The sequence below is a fragment of the Aeromonas sp. QDB03 genome, from assembly GCF_027707985.1.
Lineage (GTDB): Bacteria > Pseudomonadota > Gammaproteobacteria > Enterobacterales > Aeromonadaceae > Aeromonas > Aeromonas hydrophila.
Genome location: NZ_JAPCJG010000002.1, coordinates 1 through 19,319, shown reverse-complemented (window position 1 = coordinate 19,319; position 19,319 = coordinate 1). Strand labels below are relative to the sequence as shown.

Genomic DNA, 19,319 nt, shown 5'->3' with positions numbered 1-19,319 from the left:
GCCGTGACCAAGATGCACTACCCAATCAACGAGATATTCCAGACCATCCAGGGGGAGGGGGTCTTCACCGGCCTGCCCGCCATCTTCGTTCGCCTGCAGGGCTGCCCGGTGGGGTGCCCCTGGTGCGATACCCGTCATACCTGGGTGGTTGATCCGGCTCGTGAAGTGGGGGTACAGGCGGTACTCGACTGCTCCAACGAATCCGATGGCTGGAGCAAGATGAGCACGGCGCAGATCCTGGCCAGCTTCCAGCAGCTTGGTTATCAGGCGCGTCACGTGGTGATCACGGGTGGGGAACCCTGCCTCTATGATCTGCAGGATCTCTCTGCCGCCCTGATTGAGGCGGGTTATCAGGTGCAGATCGAAACCAGCGGTACCAGCGAGATCCAGACCCATGAGCAGACCTGGGTCACCGTATCCCCCAAAATCAATATGAAGGGAGGGCTGCCGGTGCTGGTCTCTGCCCTCGAGCGAGCCAACGAGATCAAGCATCCGGTGGCCACCGAGCGCCATGTGGAGGAGCTCGATGCGTTGCTGGCCACCGCCAGCTTGCGTGAAAACGTGGTGATCGCGCTGCAACCCATCAGCCAGAAACCCAGGGCCACTCAATTGGCGATGGCAACCTGCATTGCCCGCAATTGGCGGCTCTCCATCCAGACCCATAAATATCTGGATATCGATTGAGATGGAGTGGTTGTCCGACGAGCGGGTATTGTTGTCCCTGGCCAACAAGATGCCTTATGGCAAATATCGGGGACGTCGCATCATCGATATTCCGGAGCCTTATCTGGTGTGGCTGGCCCGCACCGGTTTTCCCGCCGGTTCACTGGGTCAAACGCTGGCGCTGGCCTATGAAATCAAGCTCAACGGGATGGAATCCATGATTGTTCCCATTATTAACAGGATGTCGGTATGAGGATATATACGAGGCAGGGCGACAAGGGCATGACTCGCCTGGCCGATGGGCTGCAACTGGCCAAAGACGATATGCGGGTAGAAACCTATGGTTATATTGATGAATTAAATTCTCATATAGGTCTTCTTATTGCCGAGGTGCCTGCGGCCGAAACCGGATTATTGGCTGACTTGTTATTATTGCAACAGGAATTGTTCGATCTGGGCGGGGAGCTGGCATTTTCCAGCGCCGCTCAGGAAGCTGCCATCTGGCAGGTGAATAATGAGTGGACCTTGCGGCTGGAGCAACAAATTGATGCCTACAGCGCCAATTTACCTGTGCTGCGCAATTTTATTTTGCCCAGTGGTTCCCGTGCGGCGGCACAAGCCCATGTGGTACGAACCCTCACCCGGCGCTGCGAGCGACTGCTGCTGACCCTGAGCCGCAGCGAGCAGCTCAATCCGGCCATTCTGCCCTACATGAACCGGCTGAGTGACTGGTTCTTTACTATTGCCCGTTACCTGCTGGCCTGTACGGCGACCCCAGAAGTGCTCTGGGTCAAGGCGGCGGAGCGGGGCTGATAGCCAGGCTACAGACAATAAAAAACCTCGCGATGCGAGGTTTTTTATTGCGCCTGTGTGGCTTTATCAGATGGCAAATTCTTCGACGGATTTACCTTCGGCAACGGCCTTGGCAATCACGGAAGGCATGCGGCCCTGGCCGGTCCAGGTTTTTTCCACGCCGTTGTCCATATAACGGTATTTGGCCGGGCGGGGAGCACGTTTACCCTTGCTGGCCTTGGCGGGTTCAACGGCCACGGTGCCAACCAATTCGGCCGGATCGATGCCGGCGGCTTTCAGCATTTCGGCATATTCGTTAATTTTACGCAGATGTTCTTCGCGAGCCTGACGCTCGGCGGCTTCATCCTGCTGGCGCTCGCTGACAATAGCGGAGAGCTTTTCCAGACCTTCTTCCAATTGTTCCAGCGTCAGCTCACGGCAAGCGGCACGCAGGCTACGGACATTCAGCAGGACTTTCAAAAATTCGTTCATAGTGTTCACCACGCGAGCAAAAGAGTGAATTAAATAGATATAGTAATTTTGGCTAATTTATACGGCCATTTATGATCAAGTCAAGTCAGCTGAATTAATAAATTCATAGTGGAAATTAAGTGATCTATTTTGGATTCAGGCCCGATTCAGCAATATTGGCAACGTACATACTCGACTGAGTTCTTGATAGATGAAAATAGCGACAAAATCATAATGTTTGCACCATTTGACTACCACTATGCCATTTTAAGCCACGCCATTTGGTGATTTAATCAAAAAACTTGCTATAACGTGCCGGCACGATAAAATGTGCCTCGAATACCTTTAAGTAGAGGCGCGCTGCCTATGACTACTTGTGCGGAGGGTGATGCCTGTGATGCACGAGGAAAGGAGTCAGCGCCGAAGTGGCCAGGCCATCATACCGGGCTGCTGGTTCTGCATCTAATAGGTGCAGGACTGCCATAGTCATCCACTATGGAGCGCTACCTGAAGGGGCTGAGGAGTATTACCTCCCCATGGGTTTTGTTTCTTTATCCTCTCGGTAGATCTCCACCTGCTGTCTTTAGGTGCAAAGAGATCATGGACATCATTCACTACGCCGACTCCGGTTGGTCAATCATTCCACCCCTGCTGGCCGTCGCCCTAGCAATCCTGACCCGCCGCGTCCTGCTGTCGCTGGGGGTGGGCATAGTCACTGGCAGTTTGCTGCTGAACCAGTTTTCTCCCCTCGATTCCCTGCATTACATGTTGAACACTGTGCTCAAGATCTTCTGGGTCGACGGGGCACTCAACCGTGACAACATCAACATGTTGCTGTTCATGCTGCTGCTGGGCGGTCTCATCAGCCTGATGAGCGTTTCCGGTGCGACCCGTGCCTTCGCCGAGTGGGCCGCCAAGCGCGCCAAGACCCGCAAGGGGGCCAAGACGCTGACCGGCATGATGGTCTTTGCCTTCTTCATCGATGACTTCTTCCACAGCCTGTCGGTGGGGGCCATCTGCCGTCCGGTGACCGACCGCTTCCAGATCTCCCGCGCCAAGCTGGCCTACTTGCTGGACTCCACCGCCGCACCGGTCTGCGTGCTGATGCCCATCTCCTCCTGGGGTGCTTATATCATCGCCCTGGTCGGCGGCATCATGGCGGCTCACGGTATCACCGGGCAGAGCCCCATCTCCGCCTTCGTCGAGATGATCCCGATGAACCTCTATGCGGTGTTCACTCTGATCATGGTGCTGGTGGTGATCGCGTTCCAGCTCGACATCGGTCCGATGCGTCAGCACGAGCAGTGGGCGCTGGAAGGCAAGCTGTGGGATGAGTCCAAGGGGCGCCCCATCGGCCTGGACATGGAGAGCCCGGAGGAGAGCAACGGCGGCATGATCGACATGGTACTGCCGATCCTGACCCTGACCGCGGCCACCGTCTATTTCATGATTGACTCCGGCGCGGCCGTGCTGGCCGCCAATGGCGAGCCGTTCAGCGTGCTCGGCTCGTTCGAGAATACCAACGTCGGCTCGTCCCTGGTGTATGGCGCCCTGTGCAGTCTGGTGGTCTCCATCGGTCTGGCCATGCGTCTCAAGCTCGGCGCCAAGAACTGGATCAAGGCTGCGCCGCAAGGGGTCATGGCCATGTTGCCGGCCATCAACATCCTGCTGTTTGCCTGGACCATCGGCGCCGTGGTGCGTGACGTCGAGACCGGCAAGTACCTGGCATCGCTTGCCAACGGCAACCTGCCCATCGAAGTGCTGCCTGCCGTGGTCTTTATCCTCTCCTGCGCGATGGCGTTTGCCACCGGCACCAGCTGGGGTACCTTCGGCATCATGCTGCCGCTGGCCGGCGACATGGCGGCAGCCAGTGACATCACGCTGATGCTGCCGATGCTGGCCGCCGTTCTGGCCGGTTCCGTGTTCGGTGATCACAGCTCGCCCATCTCCAGCACCAGTATTCTGTCGGCCACCGGTGCCGGCTGCCACCACATCGACCACGTGATGACCCAGCTGCCCTATGCCCTGGCCATCGCCTTTGGTGCCGCCCTCGGTTATCTGGTGATGGGGCTGATGCACTCGGTGCTGGCAGGCTTCAGCGTCAGTGCGCTCTGGTTCGTCATCTTCTCCAGCTACCATTTGCGCAAGGCAAGGTCCCAAGCGGACCTGGCCATCGCATAAAAAGAACAAGGGGCCGCCAGGCCCCTTGGTTTTGTTGGGGGCTTTGGTTAGCATGCGCCCCATAAATTCAGTTTCGGAACAGTACCATGGCTTCACTGCACTACAAGTTTGCCACCATGAATTCAGGCAAATCGACCCAGCTCATTCAGGCGCACTTCAATTATCTGGAGCGGGGCATGCATCCCTTGGCCATGACACCCGCCATCGACGACCGTTTCGGGGTCGGGGTGATCAGTGCCCGGGTGGGGTTGGAGCTGAGAGTCGAGGTGTTCAGCGATAGCTGCGATCTGTTCGAGATGGTAAAAGCCCGTCATGCCGAGCGGCACATCGACGTGTTCATCGTCGATGAAGCCCAGTTCCTGACCAAGGAGCAGGTCTATCAGCTGGCCCGCATCGTCGATGAGCAGGACATTCCGGTGATCGCCTACGGCCTCAAGACCGATTTTCGCGGCGAGCTGTTTCCCGGCTCCTACCACCTGCTCTGCCTGGCCGACAAGTTCGAGGAGCTGAAAAGCATCTGCTGGTGCGGCAACAAGGCGCACATGAACTCCCGGGTCAATGAAGCAGGCCAGGTGATGCGCGATGGCGAACAGGTGGAGATCGGCGGCAATGATCGTTATGTCTCTCTGTGCCGCAAACACTATCTGGAAGGACGGGCCTTCAAATAACCTCCTCTTCATCGGGATGAGTGGATAGAAAAAGGCGCCAATCTGACGCCTTTTTTGTTGCTGGCGGTTCAGTCAATCTCGATGTCGACGGGGGCTATGATGGGATCGGCCACCGGCAGGCGGTGGAACAGCTGGCGAAAGTGCTGCTGTACCCGGCCGATATCCACCAGCGACATGCCGGAGGCGAAGCCGAACCAGACGTAGAGGCCGGTGAGATCGCGAAACATGGGGGGCAGATAACGGGGCGCACTGATCAGCCCCTCCAGATAGTGCTGATAGAGCACCGGGATGTCGTCCAGGGTCACCTTGCCGACAAACAACATGGGCAGGATCTCGGGCACCCCCTCCAGCACGGCGCTGCGGATGAAGTTGACCGTCTCCACATAGCCCTTCACATAGGAGAGATCCTTGGTGAAGCAGGCGCCCCCCTCGACCATGCCGCCGCGAAACACCCGCTGGGTGATCTTGTAGGCGTCGTGTTCGCTGGTGCCCTGGCCTACGAAGTGCTGGAACACCTCGATGAAGTCGGCGCCGCGCTCCGCCATGTCGATGGCCATCACCCGATCCGAGATGCGCTTGGCCCGGTCCGGGAAGGAGCTGAAGGTGAGGGTTTCTATCAGCACCGCCAACCCCTCCTGGCAGGCGGTGATGCGCGGCGAGCCGGCACTGAGCCAGGTGGCATAGGGTTGCTGGCGCCCGTTGAGGGTGGTGCCCACGTGCACCCAGCCCTCATGGACCTCCAGCACCTGCAGATCCAGCTCGGAGAAGCGGGCGTGGGAGTTGAGCTTGATGTAATCGCCGCCGGCCGCCGCGTCCGAGACGATGCCATCGCTCAGCTTGACCTGCACGGTGCCGTCACTGAAATAGCTCGACAGCTTGCCCTGCAATTTGGCCACAGCCGCTTCTCCCTCGAACTCTTTGGGGTAGGGGCGGACCAGGTGGCGGGCGCCGGGCAGGGAGAAGATATCGCACAGCCTTGCGCCCAGCTCCTTGAGGGTCTTGCGATCGCCGCGCAGGTGATCGCCGGCCGAACCGTACAGCAGCTGGCTGTAGCGCAGGAAGTCCGGTTGGCCGCGCTGGCGCAGCATCTCGATGACCACCATGTATTGATCCACCGTCTCCTGCAGGATGCGGCCAAGCTCGTCCTGGGGGCCGAGCCGGCGGCGGATCCTGTCCCGCAGCTCCTTGAGCTCCAGATACTTGTTGCGAGGATCGAAGCCGAGGGGCAGGCCATCATAGAAGGCTTTGTCGACGGTCGGCAGCGTACGTCCTCCACTGGCCAGAAAGTCGGCCTGCAGGTGACGGGGCCACTTGATGGCATCCAGAATGCGGATGGGCTTTTGCAGGATCAAGAGTTCATCCGAGAGGGATTTCAGATGCAGGCGGTACTTTTCTTGGATGGTCATTTAGCCCCCTGTGGGGCGAGTGTGGCGCTGGAATGGGCTGAGTATATGCAGGCGGCTTGCCAAAAAGAAGCGAGGCATGTGCTTATCCGGCCAGTGCGCTTTTGGTTGCCGGAAAATTGGTTTAGACTGCGCCCCTTGATCCCAATTGTGTCGTGGAAATGATGAATATCCCCAGCTCCGAAATGATAATGCGTTGGTTGCAGCAGGCTCGTATCGAGCACTACGTCTGTGATCAGTGCCACGGTATCCACATTGTCTCTCTGCAGTCCGTCGAAGGCATTCAGGAGAGCCGGATCTTCGTCGAAGAGGAAGGGCTGCTGTTTTCATCCGAGCTGGAGGTGCGTCCCTCCGCCTTGCTGCCGCTGGTGGCCGAACTGGGTCGTCTCAACATGCAGTACCCGTCGCTCAAGGTGTTCCTCGACATCATCGATGACAACCTGCCGCGTCTGGTGGTGGGCCACACCGTCTTCACCAAGGCCGGTCTGTCGGTCGAGCAGTTCCTGCTGTTCGTTGAAAGCACCATCGCCACCACCCATGAAGTGGTCTCCGAATGCGAGCGGTTGGGCTTCCTGAATCTGCCGGAAATCCAGGTTGCCCCGGAGTCTGTGCACTGATTTGTGCGTTAAATGTGCGAACGGCATCGCCTGATGCAAAAAGCCGTTGACGCCGGCGGGGCTTTCCCCTAAATTACGCCCCGTTCCAGCGCAACGGCGCAGCGAACACCGTGCTGGCTGAGCACGTTAAACAACAGACCAAAATTTGGTGAGGTGTCCGAGTGGCTGAAGGAGCACGCCTGGAAAGTGTGTATACGGCAACGTATCGAGGGTTCGAATCCCTCCCTCACCGCCAAATTGAAAGTGAATCAACCCCATGAATTTCATGGGGTTTTTTCGTTTCAGGAGAAGCGAAAATGCCAGTGTCACTATGAGGTGTCACTATCATGTCGAGCTACCTGCTGAAAAACCGAAACGGGAACTACTACACCCGCATTCCGTTTCCCCAATCCCTCCGCCAGTTAGGCTGCCCACTAGAGATCAGGGTATCCCTGCTTACCAAGGTGCGCAGTGAAGCCACGCTACGCAATTTGGTGGCTGCCCACGGTATCAAGCTGCTGATGAGCAGATTGCCCTCACTCTTGAATACCGATAGTCATCAGCCCATAACCCGCTTTCGAGACCTTATCGCGCCGGATCTGGCCCGCTTACGTCAACAACTACTCTCCTCTGGTGACGAGCTTATACAGCCATCTCTAATCCCTGATAGTCAGCCCTATGATGCGTCATCGGCGCCCTGCTGCGACTCTCCAATGAAGGTATCGCAGATACAGCCGCCTCTTGTACCGCGTCAGCATCATGAGTCAGCTGGTACAGTACCTAGGACCATGAGCCAGTTGCAGGGTGAGTTTCTGGAGCGCAAATCGAATGAAAAAATTTCGCCACGCTCGCTCCAGCAGCTCAAGACTCGTACGGCAACACTGATCCAAGCGGTTGGTGGTGGCTCCTTCGTACAGTCATTGAAATTCAGGCATGTAGATCAGTTTGTGCAGGATCTGGCGGCCAGCAAGGGTCTAAAGACTGTACGTGAATACAAGGCGGCCTGCGCCCAGATGCTGAGCTTTGCTGTGCAGATGGAATACACGGCTAAAAATCCATTTGACCAAGTCAAAATTAAACATGCTCAGCCAACCCCACGGCAGCGCTGGGAGCGCCACCAGATCAGGGCTTTGCTCAGCTCGGAGAATTTCACCCAACATGCGTATAGCAACGTGGATGACTATTGGATACCTCTACTACTGCTGCACACGGGGGCTCGGCCAGCGGAAGTCTGTCAGCTGCGCGTCAGTGATGTGGTGACCCAGGATAATATCGCCTGCCTCAGCATTACCAACGAGGGAGAAGCGCAATCGGTCAAAACCGACAACAGCAAACGCCTAGTGCCTATCCACAGCAGGCTGATTACGCTGGGGTTCCTGCATTATGCCGCATTACGGCGTCAGCAGGGCCACGTGCAGCTATTCAGTTGCACAGCCACAGGAGAGTTTGGTGAATGGACCAAAAATTTCGAGTGCCGGTTCTCTCGCTACCTGAGCAAACTGGGTTTTGTGGCGGGGCAGCGCCCCACTGCCTACGGGTTCCGCCATACCGTTATTGATGAGCTGCAACAGCTGGACACGCCCGAGCACGCGGTAGCTGACCTAGCAGGGCACAGCAAAATTGGTTTTACCTATCGCCACTATGGCAAAAAATCCACAGTGCAGCGTTTGCAGACAGTGGTGGAGCAATTAGATTTTTCTGATGAGCTGAAATTTGTTCGCGCCCACCTCCCAGAATAAGATTATTGTTATTTCAGCATTATCTCCTGTGGTAATTTAAGAATATTTAAAATATCTAATGGCCGGTTTCAATGTCTCTGAAAATATTTATAAAAATTAATATTGACAGGCCGTAAAAAATATGAAAGAAACGTGTTGACATGTCGTTGTGGTGCGGTTAGCCTCACCGCAAATGACATGAGGACGGGGTTAATGGCATATAAAAAAAACAGGATGGCGATGACGATTGAAATGGCTCTCAACAATAATGTGCTTATTATGGAACCGACATATGCGCCGGCGACATTTAAGGCGTTTCGTCGAAAATCAGAGCAGTTGAAACAATGGATTGGTAGACAGAGGCTTACTGATGTAACGGCAACAGATATGGGGCTGTTTTTGGCTAAATTGCATCGTGAATACAATAACAAAACCGTAAATCACTATCTCTCGATCCTGCGGCAAATTTTCACACGAGCCGTGGACGATAGACTGATTGCCATGAGTCCGATACAAAATATCAAAACCTATAAAACATCTTCTAACGATCCTGACCCATTTTTACAGAGTGAAATACAGGCATTGATGAGCGGTGAGGAGTGTAATCCAATGGAGGTGGCATTAATCACGCTGGGAATTGGTACTGGGCTGCGGATTAGCGAGCTCATGGCACTCACTGTAGAGTCCATTGACCTGAATAAGCAACGGCTATTTATCGATTTAGCGCTGGTAGATAAGGCATTCAAAATCCCAAAAACCAGAGAGTCAAAAAGAGTAATTGAACTGTGTGGTTGGACTCTCAGAGCTGCCAGAGCACTGGTTGAGCATGCCCATAACAGACAGCCGCAGTTAATTACAGCATTACAGGAGGATAATAAAAAGACTGTACAGATGTATCGAACACTATTGGCGTATTCGCAGGAGGAGGGCAGACCCTATGTATCTGTCGATGAGTTTCGGGAGATATTTTTTAGGCCTTACTGTGAACGAGTTGAGGTGCGCTATCGAGGGCCGAGTCAGTTCCGCCACACCTATGCGAGTCAGATGCTCACTGCGGGAGTATCTGTAGAGCGGATTGCTCGTAAAATGGGGCTCACTAGTACCGCCATGATATATAAGCATTACGGAAAATGGATTGTCGAGGACGCGCCTGATTACGATGCTGTTGAGCATACAGTGCTGAACCGTTGCTTCCATGGCGGTATGAATACAGCTTCGGCTACGATAGTTCAGTCCCATGTGAAGAACAGCACAGATTGTATATCCATTGACGATAACGGTTCGAGAGCACAGGATGTGTCAGTTAATAGCGTGCCTATATCATCGATGGGAAATCCGCGGATGATGGCCATCCATAAATTGAGCCAGCGCTGGGGGGTTGACGCGAAAAATTTAATTTTATAACTCAAGCAATCTCATTTTACTAGCAACCAGTTTACGATATAATTTTTACAGCTCTATTTTAACTTAATAATATTGTTAGCGTACCACTATGCCATACATGCTACGTGTGTTGCTGTCCTATATATTGAAAATAATCTTTATCATCGCATTAATATATACGATTTTCAAATAGGAGCCGAGAAGAGCTCTGGGAGATATATGACTACAAAAAAGACTGAGCTTGAATATACGAAATTGGCTAGATTTTTTTATCAACGCCTAGAGAATAAATCGTTGCCACTCACTGCAAAAAATATCGCTCATGAGTTACTGACATGTGCACCAAATTATCGTCCTGGGTATTGGCAGCGACTACGATGCGCTCTGGTATATCACCAGAATACGCTGGGCTATGTTGATGCTGCCGAGCGCATTAGGGGGACGAAAAATCCAGTGACAGCATATGGTAGTAAATTATCAGTGAAATCCAGACAGCCCCGAGTTAGATCTATCAATCCGACAGATGAGGCCGCGCTTATTTTATATTTCAATCAGCGTGGTGATATTAGTATGGTTTCTACCATCCTTATATTTAAAAACACAGGCATTAGGCCCGCTGAACTCGCAGGGCTAAGAGTGGATGGGAATCGGCTCATTGTGATGGGAGCCAAAAGGAGCCATGATGGAAAACGGGGAGCAGACCGGATTTTGCTGTTGGATGGCATTGACTCTGGCATGCTCAAATATTGTGTCATGCAGGCACAACGGGTAGATGTCGGTGTGATGCAGGACAGGCTGCGGGCCGCTGGTAAAAAACTATGGCCTAGGCGTAAATCGCTACCCACATTTTATAGCTGGCGCCACCAGCTCGGTTCTGAGCTCAAGGGGTCAGGGCTGGACCGCCAACGTATTGCATATGTGATGGGGCATCAGGCAACAGCATCTGTTGACCGCTATGGCAATAGAAAATCGGCTAGGGGTGGGCGACTGCCGAGTTGCCCCACTGATGCAGACCTGATCGGCATTCGGATTACTCACAGTCAGCTATCAGCGGATAACACACATTATATCAAACAGAAACCTCCGGTAATAAATCAGGTCAATAATAACTCAGTGGGGCGTAGGGGATTGGCCGCATTTATACGCAGAGGGAAAAATGAATCCAGTGGGAATGATTTATCATAGTCAAAAAACTCAGGGCTAATTATCTTAATGCAATTATTTTAAAATGGGAGGGAATTGACAAAACACAGCATGGTAATACCGACGTGCCACACACGTAAGTGCGAGGCGGGATACCACGTAAGAACGCGTTTTAAAACCATACTTACGCGCACAAAAGTGCGTAAGTATGTGGATGTGTCGAGGCACGAGACCGGAACCCCGTAGAGAGCTTGCGAACGGAGTGGGTGGAGAATCCATTTTTATGGATGGCATGAAGTGATAAATGTGGAGTGACCGAGAAGCCTGATATATGTGTCAAGGTGGAGTCTGACGAAGCATGAGGAAGAACGACCTTGATACGTATATCGGTGACGGTCATCCATATTTATTACGCAATGCCATTCATAAAAACTGTTTAGATTTAATTGAGTGGGACGGTTAATATGCTGGTTGCTCACGAAATTAAAAAGTAGAAAATGACAAGGGCTTATATATAACAACAATCAGGCGATAAAGCCGAGGACAACAAAAATGAAAAATAATAAAAATACAACAGCGGGGCATGATATTCCGTCATATGACGGTCAGAGCGACGACATTGCCACACAACAGACCCAGCAGACTGTCAGGTCGGTGATGCAGGGAGAGCTGCTGACCCTGCCGGACATGGGCCCTACTGGCCGCCCCATCAAAACCAGCGCGAATTTGTTCGCCCTTATCAAATTCAACGGTTGGTATCCGCGCTACAACGAGATGACGGGTGAGGCGGAACTGGAGGATGCTGATTGTGAGCGCCTGGGGGGCTCTGAGGCTGGACAGCGTTCAGCCCTGGTTGATGCCTGCCAGTTGGCAGGTGTGCCGGATGCGGCGATTGAGGAGCACCTGATCGCGATTTGTGAGCGCCACAGTTATCACCCTGTACGTCACTGGCTCGAACGTGGGGCTCCGTGGGACGGGATACCGCGCATCGATGCGGTGATTGCTACCCTCAATGCCGCAAATCCTGCCTATGCGAGAGCGGTGTTACATGCATGGCTGGTCGGGTGTGTCGCAGCACTGTATCAACCACGCTGGCACTCAAAACTGGTGCCAGTGTTGGCGGGGGGGCAGTCCTATCGAAAAAGCGCGTGGGTGAGCCGTCTGGCTGCCGTGGTGCCAGGTTCGACCCTTGATTGCTCCATCAATCCAGACAAACCGGATGATGTACGCCGCGCGGTGTCAGCGTGGATTGTGGAACTGGCTGAGTTGGAAAGTACGACGAAGCATGAGGCTGGCTCACTCAAAGCTTTCCTGACAAGGGAGAGTGACTGTTTCCGCCTGCCCTATGCCCGCAGCATGACCACTAAAAAGCGCCAGACCGCATTTATTGCCACGGTTAACGGCTCGGATTTTCTCAGAGACACGACAGGTAACGCCCGATTTGCGGTTATCGAGCTAGCCGCTGCGGCTGATGTTGATCGCCTGAATGCGATCCTAGGCTGGAGCTGGAATGCAGGCCGACTATCCTTGGCTGATCCTGAACAACTGCGCCAGTTCTGGCTGGAAGTTCTGGCCCATTATGAGTCTGGCTCGACGTGGTTTCTGGATGATGCGACTGCTGCACTGGCCGCCTCTGTAAACGATGCCCACACCGATAAGGGGGCGTACTATGAGGTTATTTACCATCGCCACTTGTCGTGCTCGCTGCCCTCAACTGAGTGGTTCACTGCAAGCGAGCTGTGCGCCCGCCATGGAGAGAAGCTGAGCATGGCGAGCAACTGGGGTAAGGCGCTCAGGCTGCTCGCGAGCGAGGGCAAGCTCCAGAGCCGCCGGGGGCGTTCTAATCGGACTGAGTACCAGCTTCCAGTCGATAGCCCCAAAGAGAAGAGCAAAGCCGACAAGGCGTGACTCTAAAGCCCTGCCGATAAGGCGGGGCTTTTTCTGCCTGTCTGTTGGGCAGGTGATTAAGTGGTTAAGCACGGGTTAAGTGCAATGTCGCTTGCTTAACCAGCCTCAAATCCGCGCCATTACTGGCCTACAGTGGGTTTTGGTTAATTGATTAAGTGATTTATATATAAAGTCACTGAGTAAGCCTTGATAAGGGCCCCTCCAGCACGCACAGCGCTTTATAGCAACTTCACCTAACCGCTTAACCACCATTACATCAAACGCAGTCATGGCAAGGGTTTGAGGCTGGTTAAGAGGGCTTTGGCTTGCTTAACCAATACTCAACCACAACAACCGTTCTCACTCCATAACGATTACCGATCACCATCACAACTCGGCAGGTGAATTAGGACCTAGAGGCTGTACAACGCGAACAGGGGGAGACTCTGATTTTCTTATTGCCGTTGAATGCTCAACGGCAGATTAGCCATATCAACCCCTCAGTGCCCTTGTTGGTGATTATCAGACAGCACGAGCCATGCCAAGCAGTAGAGCAGATTCATTGACAATATTGGTTTTAGTCGTGATATGGCTCATATTCATGGTGGTAACACCATGGTATGGTTGAAAAATTAATGAGCAAGCGCCCAAATGACTACGACGATACTAATACCCTGACAACGCAGTCAGTCGGGGGCGGTAGCCATGGCATTATAGAGAGCAGCTAAAAGCCTAACTGGAGCTTGCAAACCAAAATGACTCCCTTTGGAGCTCATTGGTGTAGATCTTATGTGGCTTGACGTTGGTATGGCCCGGTTGCCCCTGTACGTTACGGATAACGATCTTTGTGCCAATTGGTGCATAGCAAAGGAGCCTCTTTTAAGGAATATGCGTATCACAAATAACTTTCTGGGCCAAAACAGACACTCCGTGCAATCTGCCGGTTGGGCTCGGCATTGGCACCGGGTGCAGCATAAAGCTGGGTGATCTGTTGGCTCAAGGAAATGCGAAATGTAAGTAGGAACAAGTTCGAAATAATGCACTGAACTGTTCATGCCATACGAGTATATGCGTGCATCGACAAGAACTCTATTCCTTACAATCGGGAGTTATGAATATAAAGTGGTGTTTTTTAGTTGATTTATTTTAACCATTTTAAAATGGAGTGCCTGCATGCAATTCATTAAATTCAATATTTTAAAATACAAATATTACATCATGGTTTTTTGTATAGTTGTAATTATAACTGCATATGCCTTATCCGTTTACATGCCTCCTTTTCGGTCATTTTTCGTGGCAGGCCAAAAAATAACGATAGATATGAGAGAGGTAGATGTGTCTCTTGCATTTGGTAGGAAGTCTGATTGCCCAGAAGCGTTTGATGGTGAGACTAAAACATTAAGCTATGCTGTAGCTCTTAATGAGTTGGATCTTAATATTTGTCGGTATGATATAACTCTTCGTAAGGGGACTGATGGTACGTACAGAGTCAAGACGATTTGCTTTGACAGGGTGTGGAATAAATATATGCCGACACGCGAAGCTTTTATTAATTATGAGCACCCTAAAAAAAATTGGTCGAATGATTTTTATGTAGTACCAAGAACAGAAAGTGAAATTATTGAAGATTTAGGCCACCCTTCTTACACAAGCATAGATGCAGGTGGCACTCTGAAAATAATAAGTTATTCAAATCTCAACGTTGCATTTATGACGGAAGGAAATGAGCTTATCAAAGCTTGTATTTCAAATGAGTTACCACAACGTTTTGCTAATGAGTATAAGAATTGATATTAATTTTTGCTATCAGACCCTGCGTGATACCGGCTAGGTGCGCCTAAGTGACCCGTTCAGTTGAATTCTTTTACCAAATAGGAGAAAAAGATGAAGGTTATGAATGAAATTTTGGAATCTTAGAAGAGCACTCACACACCGGATCCAGCGGGGTGCTGGCTGCTGCGCTGGCATCGGCTTGCAACTCTCACTATTCAGTATCACTGCTCGATGTGTCTACGGGGCTCGATAATAATGGCAGACGACTGGTTGATCGTCTCGCTCAGATCACTCAGGAGCCTGACTATTCGAACGATGCGCAGGATCAGTCTCTCCAGCGCCTTCGGGCGCTCGGGTTCATCCACCGATCGAGGAAAGACGGTCAAATGCCGCCATTATTGGCGGTATTTTTCTATCTATAGGATGGCACTTTATTTTAATCCCACAGTAGGCCTATGATGAGACTTGGCATTAAAGTTTCCTTATATTTTCAGGGGGTGTCCTGCCTTAAATAAATTAGAAATATGCTTGTGTATAGAAAATTTAAGTCCTGGCATGAGAAAGACAGCTAACAAGTTACTTAATTTCGTTCTGGTCATAAACAACGTGGCCTCCACTGGACTGCCTACGCTACGCTGCGGCAGTCCATTAGCTAAGCGTTATGCATTTAGGATGTAATTATGTTCATCGTAAATATTGAATATCCCGGTACTTGGCTAGAACTTCCTGATAAAGACAAAGCATTTGAGGTTAAAAATCTCATATCATCGATGGATTTAGCTATTATTGACATGGCAATCGCACTTACGATGTTTATCGATTGCCAGCATAGAGAATTAGAAGGTTACGCATCCGAATCTCATCGGAATTTATGGGAGCAAGATAGACAATTACGTATGCGTATAGAGCAAGACTACCGTAGAGGGCTGGCTAGTGAGTATGATTTTTATAGTGAGCATGAACATCATCGTTTAGAAACGGAGAAACTTTATCGACAAGAAAAATTGAAAGCCGGAAATATACCTAAAAGTTACAAGCATCGTTTTCCATTTATTCATGCGCATAGCTTTTTATCTTCAGCAGACGCATTCTACAAATATTTATCTGTTCTTTATGAGGAGACGGAACTTGAGCATGTGGCGTTTATAAAACAACAATTAGAAAATGAACTTCCTACATTATCTAAAATACGCAATAGTGCTCAACACTCCGAAGACCGAAGCAGAGGTTATGGAAAACCAGCGGATGTAAGAAAAAAAATAAAAATGGACTTAAAGCCGATAGATAACAGTTTTATAAAAGCAGAAGGCGGTGGAGTTCTTGTGCTCAGCAACTTAAATGGTAATAAACTTGGATACACCATAGATGATGGTTCTTATCAAGAGTTTGAAATTAGCAAAAATACACTAGATCTTATTGCTGAGTCATTTCAAAAATTAGTCAATGGTTTTCAATGGACTGGCTCTCCAGAGTTACGGCCCTATATATAAAATGCATAACAAAAAATTGATGTCAGATGGCTTTCAGTCACCACACAATTCGAAGTGATGTACTTATTCACTTCGGTGTAATGGCCATTAAGTATAAATGACCATGATTGCTGTATCTATTAGCTAAACGATGTCATAAATAATTTAGCTGATACTATTGCGGAGCTGATTTTTTCTAAAGTATCAGAAGACAGTTTAACTGTTTCCGCTGTTTGTGAAATTCGAGTGAGCCATTTGTTAACTCTACTTTGAGTAGGTTTTTCTTCGTTTAATTCATCAGTAAGGTCTTCAATATTGCTTGTTAAACTAGTCGCACCTTCAACTCCATTTAGTGAGTCTAAAATTTCATTTAGCTCTTTAATTAATAGGTCTTTCGTGAAATCGAAGCCTGCTTTATTTTCGCTAGCTATGATATTTGTAGTGTTATCAGCTTCAAGAAATTCAGTTGATGTTGTTTCGTTTTTGGTGAGCGTGACATTGTCACAATTTTTGAGCTTAAACATTGTCATATGTACGACTCCTATTTGTATGGATTATAATTCATGGCGGATAAGTAATTGAGCGCATGAAGCATTGGAGTAGATAGCTGGTAGGTATTGTTTCTTTGGTTTGTATGTTGCAAATATGAATAATCCTGTTTAATGCTTCCGTGTTGATTATTTGCAAAGTCCAGGTCTGTACAGTTTTCAGCATCGATACCTGTGTTGGTATTCATCAACATACCTTTGACACTAATCCCTTGTGAGTTTCTTGCGACTACAGCAGCTTCTAATCCACTGATGCTGCCTCCTATTACTCTACAGTTGATACAGTTTTCAAATAATATTCCAGCACTCATGACAGTTATCTCGTTAAGTTATTTAGGATAGAATATACATTCATGTATATATGGTGTCTACTTATTCTAAGTACATAACAAACGCTTCAAGCGGGCGTTATGCATAAGGAGATGCATCTTGAACTTCCTCCAATATGATCTGGGAAATAGAAAGCACGGAGAAGTTGTAGAGGTCACTTAAGCCTGAGCCAATTGACAATGTCACATAATTGTGACACGATCTTGTCTTCTTTTAACCATAACTGGTTGATTCACAACGTTTTAGTGAGTGATTTCGAGGGTTCGAATCCCTCCCTCACCGCCAAATAAAGTAAAAGGGCCTGTCGCAAGACAGGCCCTTTTACTTTATCCGGTGACGGGCGGCGCGGTTCGGGCCCTGGTTCGACAGGCGGGCAGGATAGTCCGCCTGGACGGCCAGAGGCCGCCCGCAGGGCGAGCGCCATGGATGGCGCGAGTCAATCCCGACCCAGCGTGCAGATTGAAAAACCGACCTGATGGTCGGTTTTTTGCTTCTGGGAGCACAGCAAATCTGATGACCACAGAGGGAGGGTGAGAACCCTCACCGGGTTCGAGCAGAGTAGCTTGCAGTGATGAACGGCGCAGGCCCCCGAAGGGGTGAGCCACGCAGTGGCGAATCATTCTTCCTTCATCGCCAAATAAAGTAAAAGGGTTTGTCGAAAGACAGGCCCTTTTACTTTATGGGCTGAAGACAGCCGGTTCTGACCCAGGCTCGACCTGCGGGCAGGGTAGCCCGCCTGGACGGCCGCAGGTCTCCGAATGGCGCGAATCAACCCTGATCCACTTGCCCAATTTAAAAGCCCGACCTGATAGTCGGGCTTTTGCGTTTCTGGCCAGTGATTATCTGCCGATGCCGATGCCGATGCCGATGCCGATGCCGATGCCGATGGTAAGGGGCATTGAGCCCAAGCCATGTAGTCGGTTCGATGCCGGGTGATGCTGTGTATGGTGTCTTGGCTTTATGCTGGGGAAGTTACCAAGCTGCCCCATCTTGTTAAGCTGTGCGCTCACCACGTTGCCTCTCTTCTTCCTTATTACGCTGGCGCTAAGAGACCTCTTTTTCGAAGACATCTTGGCGCGCTTCTTTCTGTTTCTCTCTGCCAATGGTGAGAGTCTTTGGTCGCCCACGCTTTGATTGGCCAAGTTCCTCTCTTCAGTAAGAGATCGCCGGGTAATAGGTGAGGGGTAGAGATAAACTCTTCCCTGCGCAATGAATTGCCATTTATTCAGTGATTGGTGCTGGTTGTGCAAAGTCGTGTAGTTTTATGTGCCACCTACGCAACTTGTTGCGCCGCATGGCGGCTGTGCAAGTGAGAGTTTATTTTAATTATTTGTTTTTTAAAGAAAAAACTGTTTGGCATGGTCACTGCTAACGGATTCGGTCGAGTGTCATTACCGTTCAACCAATCAGGAGCATACCCATGCCAACTCCATGTTATATCAGCATCGAAGGTAAAACTCAGGGCAACATCACCGCCGGTGCCTTCACTTCCGATTCCGTCGGCAATATCTTCGTGCAGGGTCACGAAGACGAGATGCTGGTACAAGAGTTCCAGCACGTCGTGACCGTCCCGACCGACCCGCAATCCGGTCAGCCTGCTGGTCAGCGTGTCCACAAGCCGTTCAAGTTCACTGTTGCGCTGAACAAGGCCGTGCCGCTGATGTACAACTCCCTGGCCTCCGGCGAAATGCTGCCGAAAGTGACCCTGAAGTGGTACCGCACCTCCGTCGAGGGCAAGCAGGAGCACTTCTTCTCTACCGTGCTGACCGATGCCACCATCGTTGACATCGACTGCCAGATGCCGCACTGCCAGGATCCGGCGAAGTCTGATTTCACCCAGCTGATCCAGGTCTCTCTGGCCTACCGCAAAATCGATTGGGAACACACCGTTGCCGGTACTTCCGGTGCAGACGACTGGCGTGCGCCGATCGAGGCGTAACTTGCCCATCAGGGGGCACTGCGTGCGGTGCCCCTTGTTTTCTTAACGCTTAGCCTGTTGCTTTCAACCGAGTCAGCTTATTTCCCCCTCATTTTTCTTATGTCCGTTTGCCTCGCGTGAGCGGGTACAAGAAAAAATCCGGGTTTACGTCTTGCCGCGCGCCGTCAAGGGCGTGCGGTAGCCATGGTGTCAGAAAAACCGGGGCGATGGCGGATCTCTCACCCGGCTTGCAGTGCCCCGCCTGATGGGGCTACACGACATCTCAGAGGCGCTCAGCGATGGCAGACAGCACAGGATTACAATTTACCGTCAAGGTGGGGGCCCTGCCCGAGAGCACCTTCGTGGTGGCCGAGTT

Annotated in this window: 18 protein-coding genes, 1 tRNA gene, 1 other RNA gene and 1 riboswitch; of the genes, 15 read left to right on the top strand and 5 right to left on the bottom strand. The window is 51.1% G+C overall.

What is annotated here, in order from left to right:
* The first annotated feature begins 12 nt into the window (after positions 1-12).
* From queE to PG900_RS04810, 3 genes are read left to right on the top strand one after another with little or no spacing between them, the layout of a single operon-like run.
* Complete coding sequence (gene queE / locus PG900_RS04820; protein WP_045526445.1) at positions 13-684, top strand: 7-carboxy-7-deazaguanine synthase QueE; 672 nt, start codon at positions 13-15, stop codon at positions 682-684.
* 1 nt (position 685) lies between these two features.
* Positions 686-916 (top strand): DUF3820 family protein, encoded by a 231-nt coding sequence (locus tag PG900_RS04815; RefSeq protein ID WP_270831018.1) that lies wholly within the window; start codon positions 686-688, stop codon positions 914-916.
* Positions 913-1,476: a cob(I)yrinic acid a,c-diamide adenosyltransferase gene (locus tag PG900_RS04810; protein ID WP_011705700.1), complete on the top strand. Its 564-nt coding sequence runs from the start codon at positions 913-915 to the stop codon at positions 1,474-1,476. The genes PG900_RS04815 and PG900_RS04810 overlap by 4 nt, the downstream gene beginning before the upstream one ends.
* Positions 1,477-1,542: 66 nt before the next feature.
* Here the strand turns inward: PG900_RS04810 and PG900_RS04805 are convergent, their stop codons facing one another.
* Positions 1,543-1,947 carry an H-NS family histone-like protein gene (locus PG900_RS04805; protein WP_011705701.1) on the bottom strand — a complete coding sequence of 135 codons (405 nt, stop codon included), beginning with the start codon at positions 1,945-1,947 and terminating at the stop codon, positions 1,543-1,545.
* Positions 1,948-2,268: 321 nt separating this feature from the next.
* Positions 2,269-2,440: riboswitch (Lysine riboswitch) on the top strand.
* A gap of 86 nt (positions 2,441-2,526) precedes the next feature.
* On the opposite strand from PG900_RS04805, the gene PG900_RS04800 reads away from it, so the two are divergent.
* On the top strand, positions 2,527-4,107 hold the full coding sequence (locus tag PG900_RS04800; RefSeq protein ID WP_011705702.1) for a Na+/H+ antiporter NhaC family protein: 1,581 nt from the start codon (positions 2,527-2,529) through the stop codon (positions 4,105-4,107).
* A gap of 86 nt (positions 4,108-4,193) precedes the next feature.
* Positions 4,194-4,775 (top strand): thymidine kinase, encoded by a 582-nt coding sequence (locus tag PG900_RS04795; RefSeq protein ID WP_011705703.1) that lies wholly within the window; start codon positions 4,194-4,196, stop codon positions 4,773-4,775.
* A 68-nt stretch (positions 4,776-4,843) separates the two neighbouring features.
* Here the strand turns inward: PG900_RS04795 and PG900_RS04790 are convergent, their stop codons facing one another.
* Positions 4,844-6,181 carry a flavohemoglobin expression-modulating QEGLA motif protein gene (locus PG900_RS04790; RefSeq protein WP_270831017.1) on the bottom strand — a complete coding sequence of 446 codons (1,338 nt, stop codon included), beginning with the start codon at positions 6,179-6,181 and terminating at the stop codon, positions 4,844-4,846.
* Positions 6,182-6,339: 158 nt separating this feature from the next.
* Here PG900_RS04790 and PG900_RS04785 point away from each other — a divergent pair, with 158 nt between their 5' ends.
* The 8 genes from PG900_RS04785 (at position 6,340) to PG900_RS04750 (ending at position 16,168) form a co-directional block, all read left to right on the top strand.
* The gene (locus tag PG900_RS04785; protein ID WP_029301206.1) at positions 6,340-6,795 is read left to right on the top strand and encodes a YbjN domain-containing protein; all 456 of its coding nucleotides are present in this window, start codon (positions 6,340-6,342) and stop codon (positions 6,793-6,795) included.
* Between the two features lie 147 nt (positions 6,796-6,942).
* A tRNA-Ser gene (locus tag PG900_RS04780) sits at positions 6,943-7,030 on the top strand.
* Between the two features lie 91 nt (positions 7,031-7,121).
* Positions 7,122-8,513 (top strand): site-specific integrase, encoded by a 1,392-nt coding sequence (locus PG900_RS04775; protein ID WP_270831016.1) that lies wholly within the window; start codon positions 7,122-7,124, stop codon positions 8,511-8,513.
* A gap of 192 nt (positions 8,514-8,705) precedes the next feature.
* Positions 8,706-9,896 carry a tyrosine-type recombinase/integrase gene (locus tag PG900_RS04770; protein ID WP_270831015.1) on the top strand — a complete coding sequence of 397 codons (1,191 nt, stop codon included), beginning with the start codon at positions 8,706-8,708 and terminating at the stop codon, positions 9,894-9,896.
* Positions 9,897-10,094: 198 nt separating this feature from the next.
* The gene (locus tag PG900_RS04765; RefSeq protein WP_270831014.1) at positions 10,095-11,060 is read left to right on the top strand and encodes a site-specific integrase; all 966 of its coding nucleotides are present in this window, start codon (positions 10,095-10,097) and stop codon (positions 11,058-11,060) included.
* Between the two features lie 510 nt (positions 11,061-11,570).
* Entirely contained in the window at positions 11,571-12,926 is a 1,356-nt protein-coding gene (locus tag PG900_RS04760; RefSeq protein WP_270831013.1) for a VapE domain-containing protein, read from the top strand.
* Positions 12,927-14,078: 1,152 nt separating this feature from the next.
* Entirely contained in the window at positions 14,079-14,696 is a 618-nt protein-coding gene (locus tag PG900_RS04755; RefSeq protein ID WP_270831012.1) for a hypothetical protein, read from the top strand.
* Positions 14,697-15,358: 662 nt separating this feature from the next.
* Positions 15,359-16,168: a hypothetical protein gene (locus tag PG900_RS04750; RefSeq protein WP_270831011.1), complete on the top strand. Its 810-nt coding sequence runs from the start codon at positions 15,359-15,361 to the stop codon at positions 16,166-16,168.
* A gap of 119 nt (positions 16,169-16,287) precedes the next feature.
* Here PG900_RS04750 and PG900_RS04745 read toward each other — a convergent pair whose 3' ends face one another.
* Both PG900_RS04745 and PG900_RS04740 read right to left on the bottom strand, forming a co-directional pair.
* Positions 16,288-16,677 carry a hypothetical protein gene (locus PG900_RS04745; protein WP_270831010.1) on the bottom strand — a complete coding sequence of 130 codons (390 nt, stop codon included), beginning with the start codon at positions 16,675-16,677 and terminating at the stop codon, positions 16,288-16,290.
* 11 nt (positions 16,678-16,688) lie between these two features.
* Positions 16,689-17,006 (bottom strand): hypothetical protein, encoded by a 318-nt coding sequence (locus PG900_RS04740; protein ID WP_270831009.1) that lies wholly within the window; start codon positions 17,004-17,006, stop codon positions 16,689-16,691.
* A 528-nt stretch (positions 17,007-17,534) separates the two neighbouring features.
* Between PG900_RS04740 and PG900_RS04735 the strand changes: the two genes are divergently transcribed.
* Positions 17,535-17,661: non-coding RNA, RtT sRNA (locus tag PG900_RS04735), on the top strand.
* 203 nt (positions 17,662-17,864) lie between these two features.
* On the opposite strand, the gene PG900_RS04730 is transcribed toward PG900_RS04735, so the two are convergent.
* Positions 17,865-18,167: a hypothetical protein gene (locus tag PG900_RS04730; protein ID WP_270831008.1), complete on the bottom strand. Its 303-nt coding sequence runs from the start codon at positions 18,165-18,167 to the stop codon at positions 17,865-17,867.
* Between the two features lie 278 nt (positions 18,168-18,445).
* Here PG900_RS04730 and hcp1 point away from each other — a divergent pair, with 278 nt between their 5' ends.
* Positions 18,446-18,964: a type VI secretion system effector Hcp1 gene (gene hcp1, locus PG900_RS04725; protein WP_010634822.1), complete on the top strand. Its 519-nt coding sequence runs from the start codon at positions 18,446-18,448 to the stop codon at positions 18,962-18,964.
* Positions 18,965-19,319: the final 355 nt, after the last annotated feature.